This window comes from Micromonospora sp. 15K316, assembly GCF_004348525.1.
Lineage (GTDB): Bacteria > Actinomycetota > Actinomycetes > Mycobacteriales > Micromonosporaceae > Micromonospora.
This window is the reverse complement of sequence record NZ_SMKG01000221.1, coordinates 1-10142: the sequence shown is the minus strand read 5'-3', so window position 1 is coordinate 10142 and position 10142 is coordinate 1. Positions and strand designations below refer to the sequence as shown.

Genomic DNA, 10142 nt, shown 5'->3' with positions numbered 1-10142 from the left:
GGGTGAGTGGGGGTGGGTACCTCTGCGGGCGTAGCGACGTCTCGCACGGGAGGTGCCGTCATGGGTATCGACGACAAGGTCAGCAACGCGGCCGAGAACGCGGCCGGCAAGGTCAAGGAGCACACCGGCCGGGCCACCGACGACGAACGGCTGGAGGCGGAGGGTCGCAACGACCAGGCAGCCGCCAACCTCAAGCAGGCCGGCGAGAAGGTCAAGGACGCCTTCAAGAGCTGATCGCACCCATACGCGCCGGGCCGGTCCCCACCGGCCCGGCGCGCCGACGTTCAGCGACGGAAGCCGGGCCATTCCCGGCTCGTCACCCGCACCCCCGCGGCGTGACCCGGTCGCGGCCCGGGCCGATGATCGACTCGACCTCCTTGCGGTCGCGGCATCCGCCGCAGCAGGACACCCCGACTTCAACGAACCCGAGTCGATCAAGGCTCTGCCGGAACTCCGGACCGCGCCCGAATCGCCGCGAGCCCCGGCCGGCGCGCCCTGGCGTCGCCAGTCGGCGTGTCCGGGCCCGGTACCGGTTCGTTGGCAGGGCGAGGTACGCGGGCCGAGCGGGGGACGCCAACCACGGACGGAGCGGACGATGTCCCATCCCACGTCGACCGGACTTCGGGTCGCCGGAGCGACCCTGCTGGCGGCGCTGCTCGCCGGGTGCCAGGCACCCGGCACGAGCTCCGACGGGCCCACGTCGAACGGAGCCCGTCCGAGCCCGCCGAGCGCCGCGGCGACGCCCACCGCGAGCCCGTCGCCGGTGACGGCCGCCAACACCGCCCAGGTGTGCCAGGCCGTCGACGGGCTGATCATCACCGCCAGCCGCAGGATCGTCGCGGACTCGCGCGCGGCGACCGAACGGGAATCGACCGCCGAGCAGCTCAACGCCCGACTCCGCAGGACCCTCGCCGACCTGGCCGACCAGGTGCGCGACCAGGCTCGCCGGGCGCAGGACCACGAGATCAGGACGCTGATCACCTCGACCGCCGACCGGATCGACGCCGGCGCCCGGGCCGGTCGCCCCGCCGCCTGGCTCGACGACACCTTCACCGAGATCCCGACGGCTCTGATGCGGGACTGCCGTCCCTGACGGCCCCCTCCGGCACCCCTGGGTGTCAACCCTGACTTCGCCCTCGGTCCTGGGCGCAAGCCTCCCGGCCGGCTCCGATCGCCGCGTCCAGCACCACGACGGGCGCCTCGGTCAGCCCGTACCCCTTCGCGGTCTTCTGCCAGGACTGGTCCCTGCCGGTCCGTGACTACCAGGAGTACGCGAAGCACCTGCGCCGGCTCGCCCGGCTCGCGCCCGACCTGCGGTATCCCCAGGCCGTCTTCGCGCTCTCGACCTGCCTGGGCACGCCGACCCCGGTCGCGAACCCGCAGCACCGCCTCCGGGTCCGCACCGACGTGCCGCTGCCACTGGCCGCCACCCGGCACCCGGGGGAGAAGGTCCGCCGGCCGGAGCCCACGGCGGACGTCAGGTGGCCGACGTGAGCCGGGCGGCCCGCAGCTCCAGATAGCGTCGTTCGGGAAGGCTGGTGGTGGCCCGCGCCGCGGCCAGGTACGCCGCGCGGGCGGGACCGGGCTCGCCGGCCAGCTCCAGCAGGTGGGCGCGGACAGCCGCGACCCGGTGGTGCCCGGCGGTGCGCTCGTCCTCGGCGAGCGGTTGCAGCATCGCGAGTCCCGCCCGGGGCCCGTCCACCATGGCCACGGCGACCGCCTGGTTCAGGGTGACCATCGGGTTCGGCGCGACCCGGGCGAGCAGCCGGTAGAGCGCGAGGATCTGCGGCCAGTCCGTCTCGGCCGCCGACGGCGCCTCGGCGTGCACCGCGGCGATCGCCGCCTGGAGCTGGTACGGCCCGGGCGGCGACCAGGTCAGCGACTCGGTGATCAGCGTGACGCCCTCCGCCACGGCCGCCCGGTCCCACCGGGAACGGTCCTGCTCGGCCAGCGGCACCAGCTCGCCGCCCGGACCCAGCCGTGCGGCCCGGTGCGAGTCGGTGAGCAGCATCAGCGCGAGCAGCCCGGTCACCTCGCCGTCGTCGGGGAGCAGCGCGTGCAGCATCCGGGTCAGCCGGATCGCCTCGCCGGTCAGCTCGGCCCGGTGCAGGTCCGGGCCGCCGGAGGAGGTGTACCCCTCGTTGAAGATCAGGTAGAGCACCTGGCGGACCGCGCGCAGCCGCTCCTCCCGATCCGCCGCCGACGGCATGGTGAACCGCGCGCCGCTCGCCTCGATCCGCTGCTTGGCGCGGCGGATGCGCTGGCTCATCGTCGCCTCCGGCAGCAGGTGGGCGCGGGCGATCTGCGCCGTGGTGAGCCCGCCGACCGCACGCAGGGTCAACGCCACCTGCGCCGACCGGGCCAGCGCCGGATGGCAGCAGAGGAAGAGCAGGCGCAGGGTGTCGTCGCCGGCCGGCGGCTCCGCGTCCGCCGCCGGGGCGGCCATGGCGTACGCCGGCTCGCGTACCGCCACGGCGACCTCACGATCCCGGCGGGCGCGTTCGCTGCGCCACTCGTCGGTCAGCCGCCGGGTGGCCACGGTGAGCAGCCAGGCACGCGGTTTCTCCGGCACCCCCGCCCCGGGCCACTGGAGGGCCGCGGCGAGCAGCGCCTCCTGCACCGCGTCCTCGCACCTGTCGAACTGGCCGTGCCGGCGGACGAGCAGACCGAGGACCTGCGGCGCCAGGGCGCGCAGCAGCTCCTCGACCTCCCGCGACCCGGTCATCACATCTCCGGCCCGGCCTCGTCCATGATCGCGCGGATCTCCATGACGCCGCCGTAACGCACGTCCGGCCAGCGCCGCGCGATCTCCGCGGCCCGTTCCGGCGTGTCGCAGTCCACGGCCAGGTAGCCGGCGAACTGCTCCTTGCTCTCCAGGAACGGGCCGTCGACGACCTCCGGGTGACCGCCGGCCAGCCGGACCGTACGCGACTGCGACGGGTCGGCCAGCGCCTGCCCGCCGATCAGCTCGCCGGACTCGGAGAGCTCCTTCATGATCTCGTCCACCTCGCCGAAGAGCGTGACCCGTTCCTGCTCGGAGAGCTCCTCGACGAAACCCGGCCGGTTCCAGATCAACAACATGTACTTCACGACCTGCTCCTCACGTCCCGGCCGCGACCGTGGGTGGCGCGGCTCGCCCAGGGGTCGGAGCCGGCACCCCGTTCCCTACAACCGTCGGAGAAGAAAATCCCAGAGATCCGGGCACGCCGCGCGACGGCGCACCGGTGGCCGGGTCGGCTCGCCGCCGGGCGTCGCCGGCTCAGCGGCGGCCCCGCCGACCGCCCCGTACCTGACGAGCGCCCTCGGCGTCACCCACGTCGAGCGACGCTCGGTCCGCCGCCGCCGTGCCGGAGGCCCAGCCCTCGGCGTCGCGTACGGTCAGCCTGCTCCGGGTGACCCCGGGGAAGAGCGTCTCGAGCTGCTCCCGTACCGCCTCGCCCCGCGCGGCGAGCACCGGCAGCAGCCGCTCCGCGCCGGCCTCCTGCGCCGCCTGCTGGTTCGCCGCCGCCGTGGCCGCGCGCAGCCGCTCCCCGATCCGCAGCGCGAACGCGTTGAGGAAGGCGTCGTCGTAGCCGCGGGTGCGCCGCCCGCCGCCCGCCCGCCGCTCGCTCCGGCCGGCGAGCATCGCGGCGGTGGCCTGCACCAGGAGCGAGGTGTAGAGCAGCTCGACCGCGTCAAGGTCGGCCGGCCAGCCGAGCACTGTGGCGAAGCCGAGGTCGTCGGACCAGACCGACTCGCATCCGTTCGCCGCCGCCACCTCCTGCACCAGCAACGCCTTCGCGCCGGCGTACGGGGCGTCGGTGCTCAACCGCACCCCGCCCGGCAGGTCGGACCGCTGCTCCTCGGCCGCCAGCAGCGCGTCGTCGAGGCGGTGCCGGGCGATCAGCTCCTGCGCCTTGCCGGTCAGCGCCTCGGCCTCGGCCGGGAAGGTCGTCGACTCGGCCTTGGCCAGCAGCGCCCGGACCCGGTCCAGGATCCGGGAGCCGCCGCCTGGTGCCGGGCCGGTCGCCGGGCGGGCCGCCGTGGCACCGGGTGGCGGGCGGAGCACGGCGATCGGCGGCAGCGCCACCACCAACGCCAGCGCGTCGACCGCCTCCCGCAGCGCGGTCACCCGGTCGATGCCCGCCCGCGCCGCCCAGGCGGCGAGGTAGCCGCCGTCCTCCGTCCACCACACCCGGGCGTCCAGCTCGCGGAGCTGCTCGTCCCACCACCGCGGGACCGGGTTGGGCAGCTCGCGTCGCTGCGCCGCCATGACGTCGTGCAGCAGCCGCGCCGGCCGGGGCCCGAGGCGGCGGTGCGCGAGCCGGGACAGGTCGGCCGGTTGCCAGCCGCGCGGCCAGAGCCGCCCCACGTCGCGGATCAGCCGGCGCAGCAGCGCGGCGTCCACCTCCGCGGCGGCGTCCGGTCCGCCCGCGCCGACCACGAGCCGGTCCAGCTGCCGTTCGGCGAGGCGTACGTCCCGGCCGCGCACGGCCGTCAGGGCGGCGTCGATCAGCTCCTCGGTCTCCGGCACGGCGTAGTCCCTCCTCGCTGGCGGTCCCGCCACCGTTCCGATCATGCCCGCCGGCCCCGGCGGGTGGCCGGAGAGGGCCCGGCCCGAACCTCGCGTTCCGGCATGTTCCGCCCGGTACCGGGTAGTGCCGGTCCAGGCGCGACATGAGGCGGTACGCGATGGACGGTCGGCGGTCGGCGGGAGCCGGTGCGGTGATCGGCGTCGCCGTGATGGCGGCCGTCGACGAGATCGTCTTTCACCAGATCCTCGGCTGGCACCACTTCTACGACCGCTCCACCCCCTCGGTGGCGCTGCTCTCCGACGGTCTGCTGCACGCCGCCGAGCTGCTGGCCCTGGTCGGCGGCTTCTTCTGGTACGCCGACCTGCGCCGGCGGCGGGTCCTCGCGCCCCGGGCCGCCTGGGGCGGGTTCCTGCTGGGCGCCGGGGCCTTCCAGCTCTTCGACGGGATCATCGACCACAAGGTGCTGCGGCTGCACCAGATCCGGTACGGGGTGCACCTGCTCCCGTACGACGTGGTGTGGAACGTGGCGGGCGGCGTACTGCTGCTGGCCGGCGCGGTCCTCACCTGGCGGGCCCGGTCGGCGCGAAACCGGTGAGCCTCCTCGCGCTCCCCGACCGGGCCGCCGACGCCGATCCACTGGCGCTGGCGGTGGTCGCCCTGCTGGCCGGCGGGTACCTCTTCGCGCTCTCCCGGGATCGGCGCTGCTGGCCGCGCCGGCGGACCGGCGCCTGGCTGGCCGGCTGCGCGCTGCTGGCGGTCGCCCTGGGCCCGCCGGCCCTGCTCCCGGCCGGCCCCGCCGGTCACATGGCCCAGCATCTGCTGATCGGCATGTTCGCTCCGCTCGCGCTGGTGCTCGGCGCGCCGGTGACGCTGCTGCTGCGGGTCGCGCCGCCGCCGGTGCGCCGCGCCGTCGCCGGTCTGCTGCGCGCGCGCCCGCTCCACGTGCTGGCCCATCCCGCCACGGCGGTGCTGCTCAGCACCGGTGGACTCTGGCTGGTGCTGGCCACCCCGCTGTACGCCGCGGCGGAGAGTCACCGCCTCCTGCACCACGGGCTGCACCTGCACTACCTGCTCGCCGGGTACCTCGTCGCCTGGTCCGTCGCCGGGCCGGACCCGGCCCCGCGCCGCCCCGGCCTGCCCGTACGCCTGGGTGCCCTCCTCATCGCGTCGGCCGGGCACTCGGTGCTGGCCAAGTACCTCTACGCGCACGCCGACACGCTCCCGCCGGGGCTCGCCGAACGGGACGCCGACGGGCTGCGCGCCGCCGCCCGGCTCATGTACTACGGCGGCGACCTGGCCGAGCTGCTGCTCGCCATCGCGCTCTTCGGCGCCTGGTACGGGCGCCGGTGGTCCCGGGCGAAGCGGGGACCGCACGCGCCCACCGGAGGTCAGGTCGGGCGGTACTCCACCTCCGGACGCCCCGGCGTGCCGTAACGCGGCGTGCGGGTCAACCGGCCCGTGTCGGCCAGGTGCTCCAGGTAGCGCCGGGCGGTCACCCGGGACATCCCGGTCCGTTCGGCGACCTCCGAGGCGGAGAGGCCCGGCCGGCGGCGCAGCACGTCCAGCACGACGTCGAGGGTCTGCGCCACGAGACCCTTGGGCAGCGTGTCCGGCGCCGTCCCGCGCAGCGTGGCGAGCATCCGGTCCACCTCGTGCTGAGCGGCGACCGCCCCGCCCGACGAGGCCTGCCGCCGGTACTCCGCGTAGCGCTCCAACTTGTCGCGGAACGCGGCGAACGTGAACGGCTTGAGCAGGTAGTGGGTCACCCCGAGGGCCACCGCGGCGCGGACCATCGCGAGATCCCGGGCCGAGGTCACCGCGAGCACGTCCGCGTCGCTGCCCGCCGCCCGCATCGCCCGGCAGACGTCCAGGCCGGGCACGTCGGGCAGGTGCAGGTCGAGCAGCACCAGGTCGACCGCGTCGGCACCGGTACGCCGCAGCACCCGCATCGCCTCCCGCGCGTTGTGCGTCACCCCGACCACCCGGAAACCGGGCACCCGTTCGGTGTACGCGCGGTGCGCCTCGGCGATCAGCTCCTCGTCCTCGACGACGAGCACCCGGATGTCGCTCATGCCGGCCCCTCGCTCCGCTCGGCACCGGCATGAGGCACCACGACGCTCTGTTCGATGATTCGCTCGCTGCGCTCGCTCATGCCGGCCCCTCGCTGAGCTCGGCCGGGCGCTGCTCCTGCGGTACCGGAAGGTGCACCCGGAACACGGTGCCCCCGTCCCTGGCCTCCGCCACCTCGTGCCGACCCCCGTGCCGGACCAGCACCTGGCCGACCAGGGCGAGCCCCAGGCCGCGACCGCTGGCCTTGGTCGACCAGCCCCGGCGGAACGCGTCGGCGACCCGCTCGGGTGGCAGCCCCGCGCCGCTGTCGGTCACCTCCACCAGGACCTCGCCCGCCGACTCGGCCACGTGCACCCGCACCCGACGGGGTGGCCGGCCCGCGGCGACCGCCTCCAGCGCGTTGTCGACCAGGTTCCCCACCACGGTGAGCAGGTCCCCGGCGGGCAGGGTGCCGACGTCGAGCCGGGAGGCCGGGTCGACGGTCAGCTCGACGCCGCGCTCGGCGGCCTGGGCCGACTTGCCGAGCAGCAGCGCGGCCAGCGCCGGCTCGGTGATCGCGCCGACGACCTGGTCGGTGAGTTGCTGCGCCAGCGCCAGCTCCTCGGTGGCCAGCCGTACGGCCTCCTCGGTGCGGCCCAGCTCGACCAGGGTGAGCACGGTGTGCAGCCGGTTCGCGGCCTCGTGCGCCTGTGACCGGAGCGCGTCGGTGAGCCCCCGGACGGAGTCCAGCTCGCTGGTGAGGGCCCGCAGGTCGGTGTGGTCGCGCAGGGTCAGCACCGTGCCCATGGTGTGCCCACCGGCACCCGTCGGCCGGAGGTTGGCGACCAGCGCCCGGTCGGCGGTCAGGATCAGCTCGTCGCGGGCGGTCTGCCCGTTCGTGATCAGCTCGGTCAGGGCGGCCGGCAGGTCGACCTCGGTCACCGGCCGGTCCACCAACGGCGCGTCGGCGGGCAGCCCCAGCAGCCGGCGACCCTCGTCGTTGATGAGCGCGATCCGGCGATCCGATCCGATCACCACGAGCCCCTCGCCGACCGAGTGCAGCACCGCGTCGTAGTACTCGTACATCCGGGTCATCTGCGCCGGGCCGAGACCGTGGGTCTGCCGCCGTAGTCGCCGGCTGAGCAGCCAGGACCCGGCGGCGGCGAGGGCCAGGGCGGCGGCGGTGGCGACGAGCAGCACCGGTGAGCGGTCGAGCAGTTCCCGATTGATCGCCTCGGTGGTGATGCCGACCGACACGAGCCCGATGACCGTGCCGTCGGCGGCGCGTACCGGCACCACCGCGCGGACCGACTCGCCGAGCGTTCCCGTGTTGACCACGGTGATCGGCCGGCCGGCCAGCGCCGGGGCGATCTCGCCGATGAACGGTCGTCCGATCTGGGCGGGATCTTTGTGCGAGTAGCGGGTCCGGTCCGGGGCCATCACCACCACGAAGTCGGTCTGGGTGGCGCGTCGGATCGACTCGGCATACGGCTGGAGCACGGCCGAGGGGTCGGGGGCGCGCAGCGCGTCGGCGACCTCGGGGGAGCGGGCGACCGTCTCGGCGACGGCGAGCACCTCCTTGCGGGCCGCCTCCCGGGCGTCGACCCGGGCGACCAACGCGACACCCGCGGTGGCCGCCGCCACCAGCAGCGTCACCACCACGACCTGGAGGGCGAAGAGCTGCCCGGCGATGCTCCACTTTCGTCCGCTCATGTCTCCTCGTCGTCGCGGGACTCCGGTGCCGGCCCGGCCGGCGGTTCCGGTCGATGCACGTGTCCGTCGGGGTCGACGGTTCAGCTCGGTGCCGCGTCGGCCCGTTCGGCGGCGGGGCGGGGCGTCTCGGCCGATCCAGGTGGTCCGGGTCGGCCCGGTCGTCGGCCGTGTTCTGTGGCCTGCCGGCCCGGTGGTCGGCCCCGGTCGGTGAACAGAATGAACGCAAGGCTGATTCCGGTTGAGACCTGGCCCACAGTCTCAGCCATGCAGACCCCCACCACCAGCACACCGGTCCCGCGAACCCGGCGCGACCGTACACATTTCCTGTACCTCGCGGTGATCGTCGCCGTCCTGGCGGGCATCCTGGTCGGCTTCGTCGCGCCCGACGCGGCGCAGGAGCTGAAGCCGATCGGCACCGGCTTCGTCGCGCTGATCAAGATGATGATCAGCCCGGTCATCTTCTGCACGATCGTGCTCGGCGTCGGCTCCGTGCGGCAGGCCGCCAAGGTCGGCAAGGTCGGCGGTCTGGCGCTGGGTTACTTCCTGATCATGTCGACAGTCGCGCTCGCCATCGGCCTGGTCGTCGGCAACATCGTCCACCCCGGCTCCGGGCTCCAGCTCAGCAACGAACTGGCCGAGGCGGGCCAGAAGGCCGCCGGCGCCGAGAGCGAGGGGACCGCCGACTTCCTGCTCGGCATCATCCCGACCTCGCTGCTCTCCGCGTTGACCGGCGGTGAGGTGCTGCAGACCCTCCTGGTCGCGCTGCTGGTCGGCTTCGCGGTGCAGGGCATGGGCCGCAAGGGTGAGCCGGTGCTGCGCGCCATCGGCATCATCCAGCGTCTCGTCTTCAAGATCCTCACCATGATCATGTGGCTGGCCCCGATCGGCGCGTTCGGCGCGATCGCCGCGGTGGTCGGCGCGACCGGGGTGGACGCGCTGAAGAGCCTCGCGCAGATCATGCTCGGCTTCTACGCCACCTGCCTGATCTTCGTGCTGGTGGTGCTGGGGGCGCTGCTCTGGCTCGTGGCCCGGATCTCGATCTTCTCGCTGCTGCGGTACCTCGGGCGTGAGTTCCTGCTGATCGTCTCGACCTCGTCGTCGGAGTCGGCGCTCCCGCGGCTGATCGCGAAGATGGAGCACTTCGGGGTCAGCAAGCCGGTCGTCGGCATCACGGTGCCGACCGGGTACTCCTTCAACCTGGACGGCACCGCGATCTACCTGACCATGGCGTCGCTCTTCATCGCCTCGGCGATGGGTGACCCGCTCTCCGTGACCGAGCAGATCTCGTTGCTGGTCTTCATGATCATCGCGTCGAAGGGTGCCGCTGGGATCACCGGCGCCGGCCTGGCCACGCTCGCCGGCGGCCTCCAGTCGCACCGGCCGGACCTGGTGGACGGCGTCGGCCTGATCGTGGGCATCGACCGGTTCATGTCCGAGGCGCGGGCGCTGACCAACTTCGCCGGCAACGCCGTGGCCACCGTGCTCATCGGTCGCTGGACCGGCGAGTTCGACCGGGAGCAGGCGCAGGCGGTGCTCTCCGGCGAGCGGCCCTTCGACGAGGCGACCATGCTCGACGAGGATCACGACGGCACCGACCCGGCCGAGCCGGAACCCGCCGTCGCCCCGGAGCGGCCCGAGGAGCTCAAGGCCGGCGCGGGCAAGCGCTGACGCTTCCGCACGCGGGCGTCCTTCGGCGCGCCCTCCATCGAGGCCGTCGCCGGGGCAGGGTGCCGCCGCCCCGGCGACGGCCGCACCGCGTCCGGTGGGCACCCCCGCGCCGCACCCGGGCGAGCGCAGATTCCCGGAAAGAGTGGCCATCCAGCCTCGGATGGCCACTCTTTCCGGCAATTTGTGCGGATCTTGGGG

The 10142-nt window shown here is 74.4% G+C and carries 10 protein-coding genes; 5 read left to right on the top strand and 5 right to left on the bottom strand.

Features of this window, described 5'->3' with window-relative positions; genetic code table 11:
* Positions 1-60 precede the first annotated feature (60 nt).
* The gene (locus E1211_RS27015; protein ID WP_120673581.1) at positions 61-234 is read left to right on the top strand and encodes a CsbD family protein; all 174 of its coding nucleotides are present in this window, start codon (positions 61-63) and stop codon (positions 232-234) included.
* Between the two features lie 361 nt (positions 235-595).
* Positions 596-1093, top strand: a complete 498-nt coding sequence (locus E1211_RS27010) for a hypothetical protein (protein WP_132352200.1) — start codon at positions 596-598, stop codon at positions 1091-1093.
* A 384-nt stretch (positions 1094-1477) separates the two neighbouring features.
* On the opposite strand, the gene E1211_RS27000 is transcribed toward E1211_RS27010, so the two are convergent.
* From E1211_RS27000 to E1211_RS26990, 3 genes are all read right to left on the bottom strand, one after another.
* The gene (locus tag E1211_RS27000) at positions 1478-2725 is read right to left on the bottom strand and encodes an RNA polymerase sigma factor (RefSeq protein WP_132352198.1); all 1248 of its coding nucleotides are present in this window, start codon (positions 2723-2725) and stop codon (positions 1478-1480) included.
* The gene (locus E1211_RS26995; RefSeq protein ID WP_243709711.1) at positions 2725-3081 is read right to left on the bottom strand and encodes a YciI family protein; all 357 of its coding nucleotides are present in this window, start codon (positions 3079-3081) and stop codon (positions 2725-2727) included. Before E1211_RS26995 ends, E1211_RS27000 begins: the two co-directional genes overlap by 1 nt.
* Positions 3082-3259: 178 nt before the next feature.
* Entirely contained in the window at positions 3260-4513 is a 1254-nt protein-coding gene (locus E1211_RS26990; RefSeq protein WP_132352194.1) for a DUF2786 domain-containing protein, read from the bottom strand.
* Positions 4514-4671: 158 nt separating this feature from the next.
* Between E1211_RS26990 and E1211_RS26985 the strand changes: the two genes are divergently transcribed.
* Together E1211_RS26985 and E1211_RS26980 are read left to right on the top strand one after the other, a co-directional pair.
* Positions 4672-5109 (top strand): DUF2243 domain-containing protein, encoded by a 438-nt coding sequence (locus E1211_RS26985; protein ID WP_207915524.1) that lies wholly within the window; start codon positions 4672-4674, stop codon positions 5107-5109.
* Entirely contained in the window at positions 5106-5948 is an 843-nt protein-coding gene (locus E1211_RS26980) for a cytochrome c oxidase assembly protein (RefSeq protein WP_132352190.1), read from the top strand. The genes E1211_RS26985 and E1211_RS26980 overlap by 4 nt, the downstream gene beginning before the upstream one ends.
* On the opposite strand, the gene E1211_RS26975 is transcribed toward E1211_RS26980, so the two are convergent.
* Positions 5903-6586 carry a response regulator gene (locus tag E1211_RS26975; RefSeq protein WP_132352188.1) on the bottom strand — a complete coding sequence of 228 codons (684 nt, stop codon included), beginning with the start codon at positions 6584-6586 and terminating at the stop codon, positions 5903-5905. The genes E1211_RS26980 and E1211_RS26975 overlap by 46 nt on opposite strands.
* Positions 6587-6662: 76 nt before the next feature.
* Positions 6663-8276, bottom strand: coding sequence for a sensor histidine kinase (locus E1211_RS26970; protein ID WP_132352186.1), 1614 nt, complete (start codon positions 8274-8276; stop codon positions 6663-6665).
* 264 nt (positions 8277-8540) lie between these two features.
* Between E1211_RS26970 and E1211_RS26965 the strand changes: the two genes are divergently transcribed.
* Positions 8541-9944: a cation:dicarboxylate symporter family transporter gene (locus tag E1211_RS26965; RefSeq protein ID WP_132352184.1), complete on the top strand. Its 1404-nt coding sequence runs from the start codon at positions 8541-8543 to the stop codon at positions 9942-9944.
* Positions 9945-10142: the final 198 nt, after the last annotated feature.

Excerpts from the sequence above, each read along its gene's own strand:
- E1211_RS26995 (WP_243709711.1), bottom strand. The coding sequence starts at position 3,081 with ATGTTGTTGATCTGGAACCGGCCGGGTTTCGTCGAGGAGCTCTCCGAG.
- E1211_RS27000 (WP_132352198.1), bottom strand. The coding sequence starts at position 2,725 with ATGACCGGGTCGCGGGAGGTCGAGGAGCTGCTGCGCGCCCTGGCGCCG.
- E1211_RS26970 (WP_132352186.1), bottom strand. The coding sequence starts at position 8,276 with ATGAGCGGACGAAAGTGGAGCATCGCCGGGCAGCTCTTCGCCCTCCAG.
- E1211_RS27010 (WP_132352200.1), top strand. The coding sequence starts at position 596 with ATGTCCCATCCCACGTCGACCGGACTTCGGGTCGCCGGAGCGACCCTG.
- E1211_RS26965 (WP_132352184.1), top strand. The coding sequence starts at position 8,541 with ATGCAGACCCCCACCACCAGCACACCGGTCCCGCGAACCCGGCGCGAC.
- E1211_RS26975 (WP_132352188.1), bottom strand. The coding sequence starts at position 6,586 with ATGAGCGACATCCGGGTGCTCGTCGTCGAGGACGAGGAGCTGATCGCC.
- E1211_RS27015 (WP_120673581.1), top strand. The coding sequence starts at position 61 with ATGGGTATCGACGACAAGGTCAGCAACGCGGCCGAGAACGCGGCCGGC.
- E1211_RS26985 (WP_207915524.1), top strand. The coding sequence starts at position 4,672 with ATGGACGGTCGGCGGTCGGCGGGAGCCGGTGCGGTGATCGGCGTCGCC.